The sequence below is a fragment of the Roseibium album genome, assembly GCF_001404515.1.
Classification (GTDB): Bacteria; Pseudomonadota; Alphaproteobacteria; order Rhizobiales; family Stappiaceae; genus Roseibium; species Roseibium album.
Genome location: NZ_CXWE01000019.1, coordinates 1 through 19,903 on the forward strand (window position 1 = coordinate 1; position 19,903 = coordinate 19,903).

At 55.2% G+C, this 19,903-nt stretch carries 13 protein-coding genes and 1 pseudogene; 11 read left to right on the top strand and 3 right to left on the bottom strand.

What is annotated here, in order from left to right; genetic code table 11:
• Positions 1 to 67: 67 nt before the first annotated feature.
• The 8 genes and pseudogenes from LA5095_RS31345 to LA5095_RS31380 all read left to right on the top strand — a co-directional run.
• Positions 68 to 1,336: pseudogene (locus LA5095_RS31345) on the top strand (type IV secretory system conjugative DNA transfer family protein); the annotation flags it as partial.
• Positions 1,333 to 1,533 carry a hypothetical protein gene (locus tag LA5095_RS31350; RefSeq protein ID WP_055391918.1) on the top strand — a complete coding sequence of 67 codons (201 nt, stop codon included), beginning with the start codon at positions 1,333 to 1,335 and terminating at the stop codon, positions 1,531 to 1,533. The pseudogene LA5095_RS31345 and the gene LA5095_RS31350, both read left to right, overlap by 4 nt.
• Positions 1,534 to 1,588: 55 nt before the next feature.
• Positions 1,589 to 2,800, top strand: a complete 1,212-nt coding sequence (locus LA5095_RS31355; protein WP_055391919.1) for a DUF5710 domain-containing protein — start codon at positions 1,589 to 1,591, stop codon at positions 2,798 to 2,800.
• Positions 2,797 to 3,129 carry a hypothetical protein gene (locus LA5095_RS32850; protein ID WP_158510459.1) on the top strand — a complete coding sequence of 111 codons (333 nt, stop codon included), beginning with the start codon at positions 2,797 to 2,799 and terminating at the stop codon, positions 3,127 to 3,129. The genes LA5095_RS31355 and LA5095_RS32850 overlap by 4 nt, the downstream gene beginning before the upstream one ends.
• Positions 3,126 to 4,190: a TraI/MobA(P) family conjugative relaxase gene (gene traI, locus LA5095_RS31365; RefSeq protein ID WP_055391921.1), complete on the top strand. Its 1,065-nt coding sequence runs from the start codon at positions 3,126 to 3,128 to the stop codon at positions 4,188 to 4,190. The genes LA5095_RS32850 and traI overlap by 4 nt, the downstream gene beginning before the upstream one ends.
• Before the next feature lie 301 nt (positions 4,191 to 4,491).
• A complete protein-coding gene (locus LA5095_RS31370) occupies positions 4,492 to 6,381 on the top strand; it encodes a ParB/RepB/Spo0J family partition protein (RefSeq protein WP_055391922.1) in 1,890 nt (629 codons plus the stop codon).
• A gap of 480 nt (positions 6,382 to 6,861) precedes the next feature.
• Positions 6,862 to 8,217, top strand: a complete 1,356-nt coding sequence (locus tag LA5095_RS33135; RefSeq protein ID WP_055391923.1) for a DUF3560 domain-containing protein — start codon at positions 6,862 to 6,864, stop codon at positions 8,215 to 8,217.
• A 68-nt stretch (positions 8,218 to 8,285) separates the two neighbouring features.
• Positions 8,286 to 8,924 carry a hypothetical protein gene (locus LA5095_RS31380; protein WP_055391924.1) on the top strand — a complete coding sequence of 213 codons (639 nt, stop codon included), beginning with the start codon at positions 8,286 to 8,288 and terminating at the stop codon, positions 8,922 to 8,924.
• A gap of 3 nt (positions 8,925 to 8,927) precedes the next feature.
• On the opposite strand, the gene LA5095_RS31385 is transcribed toward LA5095_RS31380, so the two are convergent.
• Positions 8,928 to 9,923 carry a BrxR family helix-turn-helix transcriptional regulator gene (locus LA5095_RS31385; RefSeq protein WP_144436237.1) on the bottom strand — a complete coding sequence of 332 codons (996 nt, stop codon included), beginning with the start codon at positions 9,921 to 9,923 and terminating at the stop codon, positions 8,928 to 8,930.
• A 25-nt stretch (positions 9,924 to 9,948) separates the two neighbouring features.
• Here LA5095_RS31385 and LA5095_RS31390 point away from each other — a divergent pair, with 25 nt between their 5' ends.
• Both LA5095_RS31390 and LA5095_RS31400 read left to right on the top strand, forming a co-directional pair.
• Positions 9,949 to 13,086 (top strand): HsdM family class I SAM-dependent methyltransferase, encoded by a 3,138-nt coding sequence (locus LA5095_RS31390; RefSeq protein WP_158510460.1) that lies wholly within the window; start codon positions 9,949 to 9,951, stop codon positions 13,084 to 13,086.
• Between the two features lie 833 nt (positions 13,087 to 13,919).
• Positions 13,920 to 15,263: a hypothetical protein gene (locus LA5095_RS31400; protein ID WP_055391952.1), complete on the top strand. Its 1,344-nt coding sequence runs from the start codon at positions 13,920 to 13,922 to the stop codon at positions 15,261 to 15,263.
• A 371-nt stretch (positions 15,264 to 15,634) separates the two neighbouring features.
• On the opposite strand, the gene LA5095_RS31405 is transcribed toward LA5095_RS31400, so the two are convergent.
• Together LA5095_RS31405 and LA5095_RS33475 are read right to left on the bottom strand one after the other, a co-directional pair.
• On the bottom strand, positions 15,635 to 16,804 hold the full coding sequence (locus tag LA5095_RS31405; RefSeq protein ID WP_055391928.1) for a Fic family protein: 1,170 nt from the start codon (positions 16,802 to 16,804) through the stop codon (positions 15,635 to 15,637).
• Between the two features lie 196 nt (positions 16,805 to 17,000).
• Positions 17,001 to 18,083, bottom strand: coding sequence for an Arc family DNA-binding protein (locus LA5095_RS33475; protein ID WP_306362711.1), 1,083 nt, complete (start codon positions 18,081 to 18,083; stop codon positions 17,001 to 17,003).
• Between the two features lie 320 nt (positions 18,084 to 18,403).
• Here LA5095_RS33475 and LA5095_RS31415 point away from each other — a divergent pair, with 320 nt between their 5' ends.
• Positions 18,404 to 19,513, top strand: a complete 1,110-nt coding sequence (locus tag LA5095_RS31415) for a tyrosine-type recombinase/integrase (protein ID WP_055391930.1) — start codon at positions 18,404 to 18,406, stop codon at positions 19,511 to 19,513.
• Positions 19,514 to 19,903 lie beyond the last annotated feature (390 nt).

Sequence of the window (19,903 nt, forward strand, 5' to 3'; positions counted from 1 at the left end):
CAGAGCCTCCACTAGATTAGGCCGCCGATCTGCTCAAAACCTCTGACGACGGACATACCGCTTCGATCCGGCCGCGGATCGCGGTTCCGTGAAATACAATCCGCTCGCAGAGGTCCGCATCGGCACCGATCACGAGATTGCCGACTGCCAGAACATTGCCATCATGATCATCGATCCGGACGGCACCGGCCTCAAGGACTTCTGGATGCAGGAAGGCTATGGCTGGCTCTGCACCGCAATCCTTCATGTTCTCTACCGGATCAAGCGGCAGGAGCAGCGCACAGCCACTCTGGCCGATGTGCGCGCCTTCATGTCGATCGGCGATGACGAGGATCCTAAATCCATCAGCGAACAGACCATCGCCGCGGCGGCAAAGGCCGCCTTCAACGATCAGGAAGACGATAGTTTCGACCGGCTCCTGAAGGATATGGAGAGCTACGAGCACGGGCGTGCCGTCGTCAACGACGAGGTACGGCTTGGCGCAGCCCGCATGCGCAAACGGTCCAGCAACGAACGCTCTGGTGTTCATTCCACCGGTACGTCGCAGCTGGCACTTTACAGCGACCCGATTGTGGCCCGCAACATTTCAGAATCCGATTTCCGCATCACCGATCTGATGAACGGCGAGAAGCCGGCTACGCTCTATATCGTCATCCCGCCGTCCGACATTGCTCGCTTGCGGCCGCTGGTACGGATCCTGCTGAACCAGTTCCTGACCCGCCTTACCTCTCACATGGCGTTCGAGGGCGGCCGGTCGGTGAAGCATTACCAACACCGTATGCTTTTGATGCTCGACGAGTTCACCTCCGTCGGCAAGCTGGAGATCTTTGAGAAGGCGGTTGCCTTCATGGCAGGTTACGGCCTGAAAGCTTTTGTGATCGTCCAGGATCTGACCCAGCTGCAGAAGACTTATGGCCGAGAACAGTCGATCGTTTCCAACTGTCACGTCCGGATCGCCTATGCGCCGAACACGATGGAGACGGCCCGGGTTCTGTCCGACATGGCCGGCAAGACAACGCTGGTTCAGAGGAAGACTTCCGCCAGCCGCTCTACCGGCCGGGTCGGCACCAATTATTCCGAAACCTTGAGCGAAGTCGCGCGCCCGCTGCTGACGCCTGATGAGTGCATGTCGCTGCCGGGGATCCAGACAGGCACCGGAGGCAAGGTCAGCCGGGCCGGCGACATGCTGATCTTTGTCGCCGGGCGCCCCGCCATTTATGGCCGCCAGGTGCTCTATTTCCAGAACGAGGAAATGCAGGCCCGGGCCAGGATCCCGATCGCTTGCCCTACGTCCATTCCCTCTCTCCCGCCGTCCAATGGAAAGGCAGCGCCATGAAGATCAGTGAAGTCATCGCAACCCTTTTGAAGATCCACGGGGAATTCGGCGACCTGGAGATAACGGGCGGCACACTCTCTAGCGAAGTGCTGCTGCAGAGGATCTCCGTCACGGACACAGCCGGGCGCGAAATCTGGCCCAAAGCTTTGGTCCAGATGACCGGCCGGCTCGACGTCGACGGCGTCTACCTCGACTGATCGTCCGTCTTTTTCTATCCAATCCTTGCTTTCCTACAACCGGAGTTTAGCCGACATGGCCGACGCCAAACCTATCGATAAGACCTATCTCTCTGTTCCCTACGACCTGCGCGAAACAGCCAAGGCGGCTGGTGCGCTCTGGGACAAGAAACAGAAAGCCTGGTTCGCCAAGGGAGCGGATGTTCCTGAGGGTTTGAGGGAATTCCTTCCATCGCACCAGCCGGAGCGCCCCCTTGAGGATCCAAGAACCGCGTTTGGACAATTCCTGCGCGACAACGGGGCCGACCTGAAAGGCTCACCTGAAATGGACGGCACGTGGCACCGTGTTGCACTTGCCGGTGACGGCAAGGTGACCAACGCCAGCTATCGCGGCTTTCTGGACGGGGTTCCGAACGGCCAGTTCAAGAACTTCAAGGGCGCTGATGAACCTTTGCAGTGGACCGGCAAGGGCGACGCCGTCTCTTTGGAAGAGAGGCAGCGGTTGTCGGCCGAGGCGGCACAGGCCCGCGAAAACCGCGAACGCGAGCGGGCAAACGAACAGGAGGCGACCGCAAAACGTGCCTTCGGCATCTGGACGAACCTGAAGACCTGGGCAACCCCGGAAAACTGTCCTTATCTCGCCAGGAAAAATGCCCGCGGCTATGGCGTGAAGCTCGCTGACGATGGCCGCATGGTCATTCCACTTCGTGACGATGCCGGCCGGATCTGGTCCCTGCAGTTCGTGGGTGACGAAAAAACCTATCTGAAACACGGCCGCAAGGATGGGCTCTATCACACCATCGACCCGAACAAGGATCTGAAGAACGCACCCGAAAAAGGTGACAGGCTGACGGTCATTGTCGGTGAAGGCTATGCCACCGGTGCCGATGTCTATAACGCGACGAAGCTGCCCACATTCGTCGCCTTTGACGGCGACAATCTTACAGCGACTGCCAAAGCGGTTCGCGACCGGTATCCTGCCGCCAACATCCTGATCGCCGCCGACGACGATCATCATCTACCCGAAAGAACACCGCCGCTTCCGAATAAGGGATTGAAGTGCGCCTGGGCTGCAGCCGAGGCCGTCGGCGGCAAGGTTCTGGCTCCGAGCTTCACACCCGCAGAAAAGGATCGCCGTGCGACCGACTGGAACGACCTGAAACAACACCGGGGTGAGAAAGGCCTTCTGACGGCGCTGCGGGAATCCTTCGCTGAGATGCAGCGCGGGCATGTCCGCAATGCAGGAAAGGACAGAGGCCTGGAACGGAAGCTGGAGATGTCGCGTTGAAACGTCCTAAGCGTGTCCAGCTGATCACATACCTGGATCCCGACATTCACCAGAGGATCGTGACCCATGCGAAACGAACAAACATGTCCGTATCAAAGGTGGCAGAACGCATTCTCCAGTCTGGCAAATATCCGGATCGATCTCTGGAACAGTCAATTCTGAACCTCCTGCATGTGAATGCCGACCAGGCCCGTCTTGGCAATCTGCTCCTGAAGGGTATGAACGAATCCACAGACGGTCATCTGGTCCGGCAAATGCAATCACTGTTGAGGGAAGTCCGACAAACGCAGGGCGAGATCAAGGCTTGCATTGCGGATCTGAAGCCGTGATTGCGAAGAAGACGTCTATCAAGCGGGCGCGCGGCGCGGCCGCCCTAGCGAAATACATCGCCAGTGCGAAGGAAAAGGGAGAAAAGCTGGATCAGTTCTGGCTTTCTAACTGCAACGCCGGCGCCGGATTGGAGGACCTGGACACGGCGATCGCGGAGATCCGTGCGACTCAGGCGCTGAACCATCGCAGCAATGCCGATCCCAACTATCACCTGGTTGTTTCATTCGCAGAAGGTGAGATGCCGGAAACGGACGCTCTGAAAGACATCGAATTGGAGTTCGCGAAGGCTCTCGGCCTCGAAGCCCATCAGCGCGTTGTGGGCACCCATATCAACACCGAGAACTTCCACATGCATATCCAGTTCAATCTGGTGCACCCGGAAACGTTCCGGATGCATGCGCCTTTCCGTGATTTCCAGATCCTGCAGTCCACTGCCGACATGCTGGAAAAGAAACACGGCTTGCAGGTGGTGAAAGGCCGCGGCCAGGACAACGAGCGCCTGAACCAGAAAGCTCGAGACAAGGAAGCCAATTCCTGGGAGCAGTCGTTCTCGGGATACCTCAAAGATCATAAAGACGCCTTCCTGCAGATCCATCGTCGCGCCGGCTCCTGGAAAGAGCTGTATGATGGCTTCGCGCTTTATGGAGTTGAACTTCGCAAGCGCGGGAACGGCTTAGTCTTTCGGGACATCGCAACCGGCACGATGGAAAAAGCCAGCATGGTCGACCGCGAACTTTCGCGGATAAGGCTGGAGGAGAAATACGGTCAATTCGAACCGTATAAGAACCCGGGCACCCGGCAGACCAAGGATAGGTACCGGCGCCGGCCACTCGATCCGCGCCTTGAACGCCATCCTGCATGGAAGCGAATGACAATTGGTCAGCCGGGCAGGCAATTGTCCTGGAGGCGTTTTCTGGAGCAACAGGCCGGTGTCGATGCTGAAGCGCGCGAGGCGCTCGAGCTTCAGAAATCATACCTTCGAATTATTACAGGACAGGATCCGCAACAGATCCGCACCCGCCAGATCACCTCCCGAAAGTCGAAAGGCATGTCCCGATGACCGCAATCGTTCGCATTCGTGATCGCCATTCAAAAACGATCGTTCGCGCATGACGCATTGCAGATATTCAGTCTGGCTGCGCCAGTCATCTCTCTTGTAACGGGGCTCCGCCCCCGTCCGGTCAAGGATGAACCGCTGCGCGGCCGGAAAAGCGGCTTCCCCATGCTCCGCGGTTATCACCTTGTGCGCACGGGGATACCCCTCCCCTTCTCCGGTCCCTGACCGTCCTCCCCCGTTTCCGGCGACGCGGAAAATGAAACGAGCCACATCGGCGAAGTTTCGGGAAACAGGAGCAGACCCAATGACCAAGACCAAAGCCACCACAAACGAAATCAAAGTCGCTTTCAAAAAGCTGTCACTCGACCCGAAGAACGTGCGCAAGAAAACCGATCAGAACGGCATTGAATCGCTGGCAGCCAATATCGCGGTCAATGGCGTGCTGCAGAACCTGATTGTCCGCCCAGATATCAAACCGGGCCACTATCTGGTGACTGGTGGGGGCCGTCGATACCGCGCCGTGGAACACCTTATCAAGGAAGGCCTGTTGACCACTGACTATGAACTCTTCTGTCAGGTCAGAACCGAGGAAGAAGCAACCGAACTCAGCCTTGCCGAGAATGTCATGCGCGAAGCCATGGACCCGGCAGATCAGTTCCGCGCCTTTAAGGCTCTTGCCGATGAAGAAACGACGGTAGAAGACATTGCAAAACGCTTTGGCACCACCGAGCTGATCGTCACCAAGCGCCTGAAACTCGCCCGTGTCTCTCCCTTCCTGTTTGAGCTCTTCGAAAAAGGTGAGATGGAACTGTCCCAGCTGCAGGCGTTCACCGTCAGCGACGATCACGACGCACAGGAGCGGGTCTGGAACTCCCTGCCACGGTATTACCGCAACAGCCATGACATCCGCAGGGCATTGACCGACGGCAAGGTCCCGGCATCCGATAAGCGGATCCAATTCATCGGCGGTCTGGACGCTGTACGTAATGCCGGTGGCATCGTGATCTGTGATCTCTTTTCGGATCGTGACGACGGTTATGTTGAAGACATTACCTTGGTCGAAAAGCTGGTCGCCGAGAAGATCGAAGCGGCAACTCAGGAAATCGCCCGAGAGGGCTGGAAATGGGTCCGGTATCAGGCAGAGTTTGATTACACTACTATGCAGGCATTTGGCCGGGAATATCCGAAACATCCGCAGTTTTCCGCCGAAGATCAGACAGAGCTCGAGCGCCTGCAGGCAGAAAGCGACGATGCGGCCTCCCGCTACAACGAAACAGGTGACGAGGAAGACCGGGTGGTCTTCGAGGCTGCCGACGAGGCGCTTGAGAACCTGCAGGCGAAATATGTGCCTGAGTTTTCTGAAGACCAGAAAGCAATCTGCGGCACCATCATTTCAATTGGTTATCACGGTGATCTGCGCATCGAGCGCGGACTGATCGACCCAGCGGATGCAAAGGCTAAGGCCGCTGCCGGTGACAAGGAGGGTGAAAACGTCTCGGAAGCCGCGTCCCATTCAAAGGCATTGATTGCCGAATTGACTGCCCGCAAGACCGCTGTGTTGCGCATGGAGCTGGCTAAGAACCCTGATGTTGCACTCGCCGTTGCGGTTCATTCCATGGCGATCAAGACGCTCTATAATCACGGCGCAGCCCGGGATAACGGCACGATTGAAATCAGCCTCGACAGCGCGTGCCTGGAAAGCCAGATCAAGGACGCCGGACAGTGCGATATCCTGAATGCGATTGAGCGCCAGCGTGAAAGCTGGAAATCGGTTCTGCCTCTTGATCCAACCGAACTCTGGAACTGGTGTCTGAACGTCTCGCATAAGACCCTGCTGGAATTGCAGGCCTTCTGTGTCGCCCAGACGATCAATGCCATCGAATATGGCGAGGGTTACAACAAAACCGGGGTTGACCACGGCGACCGGATCGGCTTGGCGCTTGGCACGGATATCACCGAGCGCTTTCAACCGACCGCCGAAAACTACTTCTCCCGCGTGAAGCTCGACCTCATTCACGAGAGCCTTGTTGAGGCTTGCGGAGAGGAAGCCGCGGCCCCCGTTCGCAAGATGAAGAAAAAGGAAGCGGTGGCCTATGCCTCTGACAAGGTGGCGGGGACAGGCTGGGTACCGAGCCTGATGACATTCTCTGACGACGCTCCTGTGTCAGAGGAAGTAATCGACGAGGCGGCGTAACGCTGCCTGATGTGGCCAGCCCTGTGATAATCCCCGCATGGCTGGCCGTTTCCATCAGGAAACAGTCCCCGCAAATTTCATTCTTGGTATTTGGGTCAATGGACCGTCCCGAACGGGCCGGGCGGATTGTCCCCAGAGGGGCGTTGCCCCGGCGGGGAGCGGTCTAGGTCCTCCAAAAAACAGGATCGCGCCGGCAAACCGTCCCGATCGCGTTCTTCTCCCGTACCTGACCCGCTCCCCCATCACATAGAGTCCGGCTGTCCGCCGGTCATATCCCTTGGAAAGGGCTCCGCCCCCGGCAGATCAAGGATGAACCGCTGCGCAGCCTATCGCCGGGTTTCCCCACGCTCCGCGGCTCCGCCTTGTGCGCGCGGGTGATTCCCCTCCTCGCCTCCGGCCCTTGACCTGCCGCCCCCGTTTCCGGCGACGCGGAAAATGAAACGAGCCAAACGGCCAAGTTCAGGGAAACGGAGCAAACTCATGAACCAAGACAACTACACCGCAACCTATAGCCCGGAAGACAACAAGCTGCGTCTTTACGCAGATCGCAGATTGGACGCCGAGACCTACGCACACGTCAAAGAGATGGGGTTCAAGTGGGCACCTAAACAGGAATTGTTTGTTGCTCCCAAATGGACCCCGGCACGTGAAGACTTCCTAGTTGAACTGGCTGGTGAAATCGAACTGGAGATGACCACGCTGGTGGAGCGGGCCGAGGCAAAGGCCGAACGCCTTGATGCCCTTGTTGAGAAACGGGACCGTGAATCAAACGCCTTCATGCGGGCCGCCGACGATCTTTCCCAGGCATTCTACATGGGGCAACCAATCCTTGTCGGGCATCACTCCGAACGCAAGGCACGGAAGACCCAGGAACGCATGCACAATGCCATGGACAAGTCGGTCAAAGCTGCAAAATCGGTTCAGTACTGGCAATGGAAGGCTGCGGGCGTTGAACGTTTCGCCAACATGAAAAACAGCCCCCGTGTCCGTGCCAACCGCATCAAAACCCTGCTGGCCGAATTGCGCGACTATCAGCGCGCGCTTAATCACGCCGCCCTTTGCGTGAAGGTTTGGGAGAAAGCCACGAGCGACGAAACAATCGCCAAGCTCTCCGGCATGCGCCTCAAAACTGGTGACCTCTGTTACTGGGACCATCAACGCGCCTTCCGTGATGGCTCCATGACTGCTCTGGAACTACGGGAAACTTCGATGCGCAATGCCCAAAAGATCCTGGACAGCGAGACTCGTCGCCGCTGGATCGATCATGTTTTGAACCGGCTGGCATACGAACGTGATTTGCTGGGACCGGTTGGGCGATATGAAGGAGAGATAACGCCCGTCATTCTGCAGGGTTTTTCCCGCGAGCACGGCGCACACAAACCGAATGCCGAGGTCAGTGAAACCGGCTTCAGGCTAACGAGCTCGGCACCCTTGCCGCTGCATATTGCCAATGCGGAATCGCTTGACCTTAGCGCGGACGATTGGCGCGACCTTATGCAGGCAGTCGGTTATGTCGTTCCGAACAAGAAACCGGCACTTCCGCCTATCCTGAATTTCAAGGCCGGGGACCGAGAGATCGTCGCAGCGACTGGGAATATCTACGGCCGGAAGGACGCCTTCCGCCAGATCGAACTCACCAAAGAACAATATTCCAAGGTCTGGCAGGACCTGCGAGGCACCCGTACCAGCGCGTGCGGTTTGTTCCGGTTCAAGATTTGCAAGGATCCGACCAGCACAGAAGCCTATTACATGCGCCCATGGGTGGCAGTGTTCCTGACAGACTCAAAGGAACATCCGGCGCCGGATGGCTTCAAGGAACAGTCCAATAGCGTTTGACTTAAAGTCTGCCGAGGGGGTCTGCCCCCTCGGCGTTGGCCAGACACCAATTCTCCAACAGGCTTGCAATGAAAAGATCCGTGTACTCGCGCCCACACAAACCCTTCTTTGTCTCCGTTCAGCACCGGTCCTGCCGCGATATTCCCGAGGCTCTGGATATCAAAGAACCTCTTGTCATCGACAAAGCGAGCGAGTGCCACGTGACACCCTGCAGCGTTGCCCAACGCATGGCTGAATATCTAGGACCGCCGGGAGATTTCAGTATCCTGGAACCGAGTGCAGGCACTGGCGCACTGGTATCGGCACTGCTGGCGAACGGATACCCATCTGAGAAAATCTGCGCAGTTGAGCGTCACTACAAGCTTGCCGCCCAAGTGGAAACGCTTGGTGTCCCCGTCATTCAAACCTGTTTTCTGACCTATGCCGAGGAGGTTAAAGGCAGGGTCGAGTTCCCGCGAATTGTCATGAACCCGCCTTTTTCGAAGGTTCGTAAACATATCGAGGCCGCCGTTTCACTCCTTGGTCGGAACGGCCACAACGTGCCAGCAACGCTTGTCGCATTGGTTCCGGTCACTTTCGAACATGGTGAAGCAGAAACGCTTGAAAAGCTGCCGGAAGATACGTTCTCGACGTGTCGGGTGCAGACCAAAATTGTCCGTTTCACAGTAGATGCGGATGAACGCAACAGATGTGAACGCAATAACTAACGATTAATGCGAGAGATCGCGACGGTCGTACGCATTAATCGCGGAGTAGTTTTCGATGCAAAGCGGAATTGCCTGAGTCTCTCCACTACCTGGCCGAATTCGCCAGTAGTCCAATAGATATGGAATCATTGCTTTACGTGCATTTACCCGCAGAGCGTATGCCCCGTTTTCTCGCGTCATCCCAAATTCGCGAGCAGTGACTTCAGCCTGAGTGGGCGAAAGCCGGTCAGCTACGGCGAACTCAATGTCAATTCGGTCGTGCCAAAGGTTGTCTCTCGTAAGAACTCGATCATCAGCCGACTTTTCAGAGTGCAGAATTCGACCAATAGCAAAATCTCGGTACTCGTTGTGCCGCACGTCCCATCCTCTCGTCAGCCAACGGTGTCCAGAGAAAATCAGCGCGTGAGGCCAGAAGACCCGGGTCACCGGCTTCGGAGTATTCATCGATTGATAGTCAACTGAGATGGCACTAGCTGATGTGATCGCGCGCAAAACATCGACAAGCACGTCGTTTTGAACGCCTGAAGGGAATGTCTGCAGGGATTCACAGGCCACCGAGAATCCAAGAACCCGCGTGCGTTCTTGTAGCGGCAAAGCTGCTGTCGACGCGATCAAACCGAGAATGTCTGCAGGATCTTCTTGGCAGAAAACCGGTTGGAATGCCGCACTTGGCGTGTAGCACTTTGAGCTGAGATCATACTCAAGATTGCTCGGTGCGAGTTTGCGATAAACTTGAAAGTCTTGAGACACATGGCCCATGCTGACATCGAACGTCGTCGAAATGGCGCGACGGCTCACTCGTCCGGTCCACAGCAGGGCTCGCTCGATGAAGACAAGCCTCCTCTGCTGCACAGAGGAGGGCGGATCGCCAGATTTCCTTGCCGGCCTGCCGCGACGCTTTGCCGGAAGTCGATCGCTTTTCGTCTCTTCATACATATTTTTATAATGACCAATTTTTAAAAATATGTCATCAATATAAAATGATATATCGCCTAGCACCTACCGGTCCGCCAATATGGAGCAGATGAAAGAAGACGGTGAACTTACAGGACCATGGGTGTCGGAGCTTGGGTATGACCAATTACCCAAATCATATATCGTGGCCGGATCAGCCAGCGTAGACCTGCATCCCTTTGCCCCAGAACTTCGAGCGATCTTCGGTCCGGAAACCGGGGCCGCAGGAAACGCTGTCTTCTGTATCGACAGCGTGCCAACAGTTTGCCTAGTTGATGGGCTTCGACTCGCATCAGATGCCGATGTCCGAAAATCTGAGATCCGGAACTTCTGCGAACGCCTCTGGAATCAAAACCTGGCCCGCATCCTGCTTGTGACTAGCAGCGACCGGCTTGAGGTGTGGTCAGTGGACAATCCAGAAGCCGATCCCAAAGAGTACACTTTGGAACAGAGGCAGGAGGCTGAAAGAACGTGGTCGGTGTCCGGCCTAGTCGGTGGCGAAGCTTTGCGCGGTCGCGATGGTTGGTTCGACCCACAGAGACGCGTTGACAAGATTCTTCTCGACAACATTCTGGTCCTGGTGGGCAAGCTGACCTCTAATGGCATTGGGGCTCCGCAAGCTCGGCGCCTCATCGCGAGAATGATTTTTATCACCTACTTGGAAGATAGAGGCATCGTCGGCACGACATACCGATCAAGCCGCAATGTACGTCCCTTATTTGACCTAGTGTGCGAACGCGACCGGAAAGGCTTGCGAAAGCTCATCAATGCTCTCCGAAAAGACTTCAATGGTGACTTTCTAACGAGCACCGAAAGTGAAACTGGCTGGGAGCAATTGACAGATTCATCGTTTTCTTGGTTGGAACAATTTCTCAGTCGTACAACCTTGCGCACAGGCCAGACCAGTTTTTGGCGCTACGATTTCAGCCAGATACCAATCGAGTTGATTGCGGGTATCTATGAAACGTTCTTATCGTCACGTAATATCACTTCGGAGGAAGGAGCCGGGGGTGGTGCCAAACGAGACCAAGGTGCATATTACACTCCGCGGTTGCTCGCAGACTGGATCGTTGAGTTGGCCTTGGATGGCCGTGATATCCTAGCCGAGAAGATTTTTGACGGTGCATGTGGGTCTGGCATGCTGCTAACCGCAGCATTTCGGCGTGTCATTCGTGCCTACGAGGTCAGAGCCGTGTCCAGTGGACTAGAGCCGGTTGCGGACTTCGCAACACGGCGGAGGCTTCTGCTGGATCAGATTTATGGTGGGGACATTGATGAGGATGCGTGTCAACTCACAGCTTTCAGTCTTTACCTCGCCCTGCTTTCAGATTTGAACCCCAGTGACCTCATCGAGCTCAGGAAAGGTGGACACCAGCTACCAACGCTGACCGAGAATATTCGCCGGGGAGCTGAAGGGGATTTTTTCAGCGAAGAAAGTGAAAAGAGAAACAACGAGAGGTTTACCGTTTTTCTATCAAACCCGCCGTGGCGTAAGTTGCGGGCGCAGGAACCAGCTGCAAGGACACTGGAAGATTGGCGTTCACGGCAAAGCGAGCCGCGTCCTCATATTCCAAAACGTCAAATCGCAACAGCGTTCGCTCTCGGTGCCGCGGACACGCTTGCTCCGAACGGGCGGGTTGCTTTGATACTACCTGTGACACCATTTGTTTCAGGTGATCCGACGCAGCGAGATTTTCGCGTACATCTTCTAGGGCGATACTCAGTTGAGAAGATCATCAACTTCTCCGATATGCGCCGACTTATCTTTGCTGACGCAGTCCACCCCTTTGTAGTTTTGATTGCCACCGCACGTCCTCCCAGTGAGCGGTTCGGGAGCATAGAGGCGGAGCGATTTGAATACTGGACGCCAAAGACTGACATATCGCTCGCATTTGGGCGCCTTGCAGTGCACGGAGGCGACCGAGACACTATGCCATCGAGCGCTTTGATCACTGATGAAGCTCAGCTTGCAACCCGTTATTGGGGATCCAATGCGGACATCGATTTGCTTAAGCGCCTGATTCGAAGAGGAAGAATCCGCGAGCTCGCCAAGACCGGTTGGATTGAAGCAAAGGGATTTCATGCGAAAGATGAGGACCGTAGACGCTCTCCAGAAAGCTGGTACATCGACGTTCCCGAGTGGATGTCTTTGGCTCCTTTTCTTAGCGCGAACATGTTGCCAAGAGATCTTCCGATTGTGCCCAAGCAGAGCCTCTCGTCTTTGCCTTTTGATCGAATTGCTCGCATTCCAGCATATCATGATAGGTTGTTTGACGGTCCAAGGGTCCTGTGGACGGATGGCACCCACCCTATTGACGGCGTGAAAGCGATCTACGCTGACCAACCGTTCTCTTTTCAGCATTCTCTTGCCGTTCTGGCTGCTCCAAATACGGAAACAGGTCGACTCTTGGCGCGCTTTCTGACCGCCTATCTCCGTTCTCCGATGGGCGTGTGGTTGCTATTGTTACTCAGTGGTAGTGTCGCTTCGGAACGACCGAAACTACATATCCGGGAAGCGCTCGATTGGCCGTTTTGGTCCCTCGAAAACCATCCAAGACCAGATGCTGCCCGCTCCATTCTTTCGGAAGTCGATCAGATACTAGCAAGAGTCGAAAACTCGCACGAGCTCAAGCAATCTCGTGCCTGGCAGCAAGTTCAGCCCGAGGTCAATCAACTTGTCTATTCGTACTTTCAGCTGACGGATAATGAAATTGCGATGATCGAAGAGCTCGCTACGTTCGCCGGACCGGCATTGCAACCGACAAGCCTAAGATATGGCGCGCTTAAAAGGCCGCTCCGAGAATCCCCGACGATCGAAATGATGCGAAGATACGCCGGCACGTTGGCAAAAACACTTCTGCGATGGCGCAACGCCACCGGTGGCCAAGGATCGATCCAAGTGGCTACATGGACCGGTCGCCGTGTACCTATTGGCGCAGCAGTATTGACTCTAGGCGACCAGCCATGTGCCGATAAGTTGGATGATGACTCAATAATAGAAGTTATCTCCCAGGCCCTTGGGAACGTGATTGGTAATTCAGAGGACACTCTCCTCACCGTACCAGACGTTGCCGCAATCGACGGCAATCAAATATACCTGGTAAAGCCGTTGATCGCTCGTTTTTGGATGCGTAGATGCGCGATAGAAGACGGCAATCAACTAGCGCTACAGCTCCAGGCACTGTCGAGGGAGCGAATGTCTGCGTGAGTAGTGTAGCGGATACCTCTTCTTGGGCATATCTCGTAAGGCGCCCGCCAACTTCTGAGATTCTTGACTACTTGCTCGCCCAGTGGCTTGAGTATGAGGCGGGCTACTCCGGTGTTGGGCAGCCATTTTCGGACCGTAGTGAACCTGAGTTGACAGAAGGACTTGGTGCCTATCTGTCCAAGAAGTACGACTCTGGAGCTCAGCCTTTTGATGGGGAGTTCTTTGCCGAGTTGTCACGTGTCGATTTGGCTCCTGACGGCAAAAGGCGAATAATCGGTCGGTCAGATATTGAGTGGAGGCTGCATGGCTTGCCAAACTTCGTGGTCGAATTCAAAGTGATCGGCAGAGGCCGTCCGGCGAAAGCCTACGTTACAGATGGGATGACCCGGTTTGTTGATGGACGCTACGGTCACCGATCAGCAGAAGGCGCGATGTGGGCCTTTTTCCGACCTGGATCAAGTGAGTTGCCGGCGGACGTCGAAGCAATCATAGACAAGCATCACGAGGCGCTACGGTGTCAGTCCGAAAACGGATCGCTTCGCATCGCTCCATCTGCGATTGCTCCCGCAGCAGCTAGTTTCGACTCGATACATGATCGGACGCCAATAGCGCCACGCATAAGGCTAGCGCACATATTTGTTGAAATAGCGAAAGTGAAGTCCTCTGAGTCGGAGACGAGTTAGGCTTATTGGAACAAGTCAAAAAAAACCCGCCGTTCTCGAGTTCGAGCTTCGAGTTTTGGCGTCCCCTTCGCGGTTAGGTCCAAGACGAATTCAGAAGGGGTATCGGATTTGTTGCCAAACACACGATCGCGACAGAACACTGAGAAGCTGGTGACGATCTTCGGACACCTTGACAGACGCCGTTTCAATGCCCTCGCGGGGTACTCGAGGCATCCAAAAATCACGCTCATCACCAAGGAACTGGATTGGTTCGCCGACCCCCGAGAGCGCGTTCTCGGCATGCTCTGCTGGGACCGGATTGACGACGACTACGGATGGGTGATGTTTGGCCGGGATGCGGTAGCCCGATTTCGGGCAATCAAGGTAAACGCCTCATATCCAACTGCCGAGGAGGCCTATTCGTCGCTCATGGTTGCGATGCGTGAAGCGATAGATTTACCTGACGAGGCGTTTCACCAAGGCGATGAAGAAGGAGAAGCTGTCGACTTTTTTGAACCCACCGTTGATGAGGAGCGGTTCCATTCTTCGTTCAAGATGCTGCTGAAAGACCCGCGATATTCGCCTGCTCGAGAACTCATTTCAAACATGATGCGGTTTCACGAGGATGTTGATGGCAACTTCGTGCAAAAATTCCAGACAGCTGGATGGGATGCACTGCTTTGGGAGCTATACCTGTTTGCGACCTTCACAGAGCTCGGATTTGTCAGACAGGCTGATGCTCCGACACCAGACTATGTCCTTCAGGGGATTCTTGGCAGCTTTGCGGTCGAGGCGACCAGCGTAAATCCCTCTTCTTCTGGCCCAGAGAAGGTCCCGGACGAGGCTGAAGCATTCAAGCAATACCTGGAGAACTACATCCCCATTCGGCTGTCGTCAGCTCTTCGAAACAAACTCAATCATAAGCCAGCCTATTGGGAACAACCCGCCGCGAAAAACTTGCCGTTCTGCATCGCGGTTCAGGACTTCCATCTGCAGGGAACCATGCGATTTATTGTGCCGGCTGCAACGGAGTACGTTTTCGGTGTCAGGCACTGGCTTGAAGACGGTGCGAGGAAGATCGAACGCATCAAAGCCCATCGCTACGGCAAGAAACGCGCGCGCTCGGGATTCTTCAACCTTGAAGGCGCTGAAAACGTCAGTGCTGTTATCATCAACCCCCAAGGAACAGTCACGAAGTTCAACCGCCTAGGCAAAGCCACCGGCTTCGGAGACGCACGCGTCAAACTGTTGCGGAGCGGCATGCAGCGGAACGATTCGAATATTGAGAACCCCTATCCAACGCCATTTTCCGAAGACGTGGGGCCCGCCTCGACTGAGACCTGGGTGGAAGGCATGGTCGTGCTTCACAACCCGAACGCGCGTTTTCCGCTCGATCCTGCCCTATTACCAGGAGCTGCACATGAGTTTCTGCAGCCTGACGGCAGCATCATGTCGATGCTGCCGGACTTTCACCCTCTGTTTTCCTCGACCCATACGGCGATAGACGAAGGGTGATAAGGACGGGCTGAATCGTTCATGCCTCGCGTAAAATACCTGAATCCTCCATCTGCTCCCGATCCGGCAGGTCCCGGAGCGACTGCAGATCGAAGGCAACATGGAAATGCTCGGACGCTAACATCCATGAAGGATGTGTACGCCGCCGCCTCAGTATCTCTACATGTCAGCTTTCGGAAATCGCGACTAGTGCCTTTCAACCGCAGCAAAAGTCCGGTTTCCGTCCTCAATAGACCTACGCTCATCCCCTAACTAACGGCAGCTTTACGGATCGAGAGAAAATCCTGCGAACGTCCGAATTGGGGCCGCGAAGCTGTCATTTTAGCGTCAATTTGCAAAGCCTTAGAATTTGACTGAATGCACCAAACCCATCAACGGGCCACCCCGTCGCTCAGGATATCCAAATAGGCGCGATAGGCAAAAACGCGGTCTCTTTTGCGGCCGGTGATTTCCTCGACCAGGCCGAGTGCCTGTAGTTGAGCCAGGGCTGCGTTGACGGTTGGCATTGTCAGGCCGCTGTGCTCTACCGCAGCAGCGGCTGTCAGGAATGGGCGTGTGCGCATCAGGTCATGAACCTGAAGAACCGAGCCGGTTCGATCTGTATCAGAAACAATCCGCCCACGGTCCTCCGCCAAAAGGGAGGCGATCCGGTTCGCGGTTTCGAAAGCCTGGTTGGCGGTTTCCGCAATACCATCCAGAAAGAACTCGAGCCAGGCTTCCCAGGCACCGCGTTCGCGCACTTCCTGCAAGAGGCGGTAGTAATCCGCGCGGTGGGTCTTCAGGTAGAGCGAGAGATAGAGTAGCGGCTGGCGCAGAACGCCCTCAGCACACAGAAACAGCGTGATCAACAAACGGCCAAGTCTGCCGTTTCCGTCCAGGAAAGGGTGGATTGTCTCGAACTGCACGTGAAGCAAACCCGCCTTGATGAGCGGCGGAATATCTCGAGTTTCGGAATGCAGAAACTGCTCCCAATCACTAAGGCAATTCATGACCTCGTTTGGTGGTGGGGGCACGAACATCGCGTTGCCTGGCCGTGTTCCGCCAATCCAGTTTTGCGAGCTTCGAAACTCACCCGGGTTTTGCGTTGCGCCCCGGCCGCTGTCGAGCAGCCGGTCATGCATCTCGCGAATTAGGCGAAGGGAAATCGGCAACGTGGCCATCCGATCGAGGCCGTACATCATGGCATCGACGTAGTTGGAAACTTCCCTGATGTCATCGAGCGGTGCGCCGGCGGCGGCTTCCGTTTCGAACCGCAAGAGATCGGACAGCGTCGACTGCGTGCCTTCAATCTGGGAAGATAGAACCGCTTCCTTGCGGACATACATATAGAGAAAGAGCTCTTTGTTTGGCAGAAGGACAGAGACCCCATCGAGCCGCCCCAGGGCTCGCTCTGCAGCGCTCAATCGTGTCACTAGGGCCGAGAGGTCAACAGGCGGCACCGGTGGCAGCGGTGGTGGCACAAAGGCACGCACGCGCTCACCCGCTACCGACGTTTCGACAAACGTTCCTAAACGTCCATCAGGTTCATGGGAAACGGGCACGGCAATGGCTCCAGAGCTTTAAGTACGTCCGTTTAAATAACGGAGTTCACTAATAAAGAAAAATGCAATTTTGTTAATTAATGACTGCGGCTATTTAAGGGAGGATACGCACACCACGGGAAACGATCTGCCATTAGGTGGCCAATCACGCTGTTTCGGGCAATGCGTTCCGCCGCAGGATAGGGTCCCGATGCTGCTACCCACTCAAAATCTTGTCACGCTCGTTTCGCAAGGAATCGAAGTGTTCAACCGTGTGAAAAACTCTTTTGCAGAGCTCCTGATAGCCGGGCCAGTAACCATGGTCATTTGCCTGTTTTTCAAAGCTGGACGGTTGCCACCAATCGGAAAACCAAGACGACGAACGAGCTTGTTTGACCGCAAGAAGAGGGTTCAAGTCGCCATGCACGAGCTGAACAAAATTTTCAGGATCCAAGAGATACCCGGACGTCCCGATCGGCGCCTGGTTCAGGCTCAGCTTCCTGCAAGTGTTTGAAAAGCTGGCTTGATCAAATTCACCCGAGCCGCCGACCACTTCGCTAAGGTTCAACGTCGTATTGAAGATTTTGCTGACAAAGCCATCATGCGACGTGACGATTGCCACATTGCCTTCCCTGGCCATGCTTCTGATGAAGGCGACTTTTTGGGGATCTTGCTTCACAAGCATATCCGCCAGTTCGGTGCCGTATGAGCTTATCTGGTGCACTTCGAAAGGATGGCCTTCGCCGTGCTTGAGCCACTCCGGCCGCACATTCAGGTAGCTGGCAACACGGTTGGAAAGATCGAACGAAGGGTAGGCAATCCCTCCAAACACTCGCTCCAGCTGCTCTGCCGTTTCTTCTGAAACGGCCTCTGCCACTTTCGAAACAGATATTTTCGCCTGGGCGACGTCATTTATCTGAGCAAGCGCCCATTTGTATCTGGCGGAAACACTGGACAAGAATGTTTCTTCCAACCGCGCGACGATCTCGGCGTTCATGGAACGGTTACTGCGTTTTGCCGCCTCGGCAATTTGATCGCGCATGCCGTCGGGCAGGCGAACGACAAATTGATCCTTGTCTTTGGCTTTGGTCTGGCTCGTCATGGCCTGTTGATACTCGCAAAGTGCTATATAGAAAATGCTAGCATAATGCGATTGTTTCGGCATAGAGTGGCGAATAGATAGCATAGTGCTACTATTCTGGAGATTAGCAGATGACCAAGCAAAACTGGCCCAGGGTCCTTGTCCGCCTCCCGGTTGAGACAAAGCGATTTTTGGAATCGGAAACTCAGAAAAACGCATCGTCCTTGAACAGCGAAATCGTGCGCTGCATCCGGCATCGGATGGATGAGCTCAATGCTCCGACACACTCTTCGTCCCTGCCGCCTCGGCTCCCACGCTAAGGGAGCCGTTCTATTGAGCTCACCAGTTGTCCTCCCCAAAGCCCTCACAGAAGCCAAGACAGCCGTAGAGTGGGTGTCCATATTCGCAGAAAAAGGAATCCGGATTTCTGCCCGCCAGCTTACGGCGAGGGCTCGAAGACTGGGTGCATTTTATTCCTGCACGCGGCCAATGCTTCTGCATCCCGATCACATTGAATAGATTTTGAACCAGACAGATCAATGCCACTCGAACTCATCAGACGAAAAGACTCCGACGTATGGCACATCCGGGGTCGCATCGAAGAAATTCCAGACTGTCAGTACATCCGTAAGAGCACGGGAAAAACTAGAAAGGCTGATGCAGAAACGTACCTAGCCTGGTTTAAACATCAAGAAATCAGGGCCTTTTACGCTTCGGATCTACCTCAGGCTGAAAGGCCATTCCTGTTTTCCGATGCAGTAGAGCTTTACAACCCGACACCCGAATTTGCGGGATATCTCCTGAAGGTCATGCCGTATCTGGAGAACATTCCAGTCAGTGAGATCACCGGAACATTGGTACGCGATCTCGGACCGATCATTTCCCCGCACAATTCAACGGACACCTGGCGAAAACAAATCATCAATCCCGTGCGGGCCGTGATCAATCACGCGCACGATCTCGGTAAATGCGAAGCGTTAAAGATCAGAGGCTATTCGAACCAGGAACGAGAAAAACAAGATCAACGGCGCGGCAAACAAAGCCGGCCCGAAAAGGTTCCGGGGGACTGGAGCTGGATCCTCGAGTTTCGAAAACACACAGATCTGAGATTTGGGCTACTCGCGCAGTTCATGTTCGAAACGGCTGCCAGGATTAGCCAAGCACTCGCGATCACTCCGGATGATCTCGACCTGAAGAACTGCGTCGTCTCTATGCCTCCGGCAAAAGGCTTTCCCAGAACGCCGGTCAAACTCTCTAAAGAGCTCGCGGCCGAATTGATGGAACTAAAACCTCGACGCCCGCGCAGAACAGGAGATCCAAACCAGGAGCGTCCCATTCTGCTTTTTGGCTACGCTTCGCGTGGCAGCGTCTACAAGCGATGGAAGCGCGTTTGCAACGCCGCGAAGATTGACGTCCGCATGCCTCATGCTGCTGGCCGCCATGGCTTTGCAACCGAGATGTTGAACAGACAGGGGATCGACCCCCACTCCGTCGCGAAGCAAGGCCGCTGGGCTGACACGAGACTGCTTTTCGAAACCTACGGTCATGCAGAAGACGCAGAGAGCAAGGTCCAAAATGGCCTCAGTACAGGACGCGCACAAGCGTTACAGCGAACATCCAATAACCAATTGAAAAATAACAAGGAATAAGCGAATGACAACCACCCTCCGAAGGCAGAGGTCACAGGTTCGAATCCTGTCGGGTGCGCCAATTCCGTGCATGTTCCTCCCGAAGAGATCGCTGACATTGACAATCTGAATCACGGATTTCACGCTTGTGCCAAGCGCGTTTGTAACAACTCGGGGCAACCGTCGTTAAAGTCGAAGGTTCATTGTTGTAAGCAAGGGCTTCAAAGGGCCAGAGCCTGCTGTCAATCTCGCTGAGTTCGAAGGTTTTGCTCAGAAACTCCCGCGCAAATTGATTGTGTCCTTTTAGGCAGACACGAGACAACGCTTCACACGTAAGTTCGGTCGTGGGACGGTTCGTCAGGGTCACACCACATGACTATTGTCCCAGGTGCTTTGACAATCAATTCAGTC

Bases quoted from the DNA above. Each gene is read 5' to 3' on its own strand.
- LA5095_RS31350 (WP_055391918.1), top strand. From the start codon at position 1,333: ATGAAGATCAGTGAAGTCATCGCAACCCTTTTGAAGATCCACGGGGAA.
- LA5095_RS31355 (WP_055391919.1), top strand. From the start codon at position 1,589: ATGGCCGACGCCAAACCTATCGATAAGACCTATCTCTCTGTTCCCTAC.
- LA5095_RS31370 (WP_055391922.1), top strand. From the start codon at position 4,492: ATGACCAAGACCAAAGCCACCACAAACGAAATCAAAGTCGCTTTCAAA.
- LA5095_RS33135 (WP_055391923.1), top strand. From the start codon at position 6,862: ATGAACCAAGACAACTACACCGCAACCTATAGCCCGGAAGACAACAAG.
- LA5095_RS31380 (WP_055391924.1), top strand. From the start codon at position 8,286: ATGAAAAGATCCGTGTACTCGCGCCCACACAAACCCTTCTTTGTCTCC.
- LA5095_RS31390 (WP_158510460.1), top strand. From the start codon at position 9,949: ATGAAAGAAGACGGTGAACTTACAGGACCATGGGTGTCGGAGCTTGGG.
- LA5095_RS33475 (WP_306362711.1), bottom strand. From the start codon at position 18,083: ATGCGTTTTTCTGAGTTTCCGATTCCAAAAATCGCTTTGTCTCAACCG.
- LA5095_RS31415 (WP_055391930.1), top strand. From the start codon at position 18,404: ATGCCACTCGAACTCATCAGACGAAAAGACTCCGACGTATGGCACATC.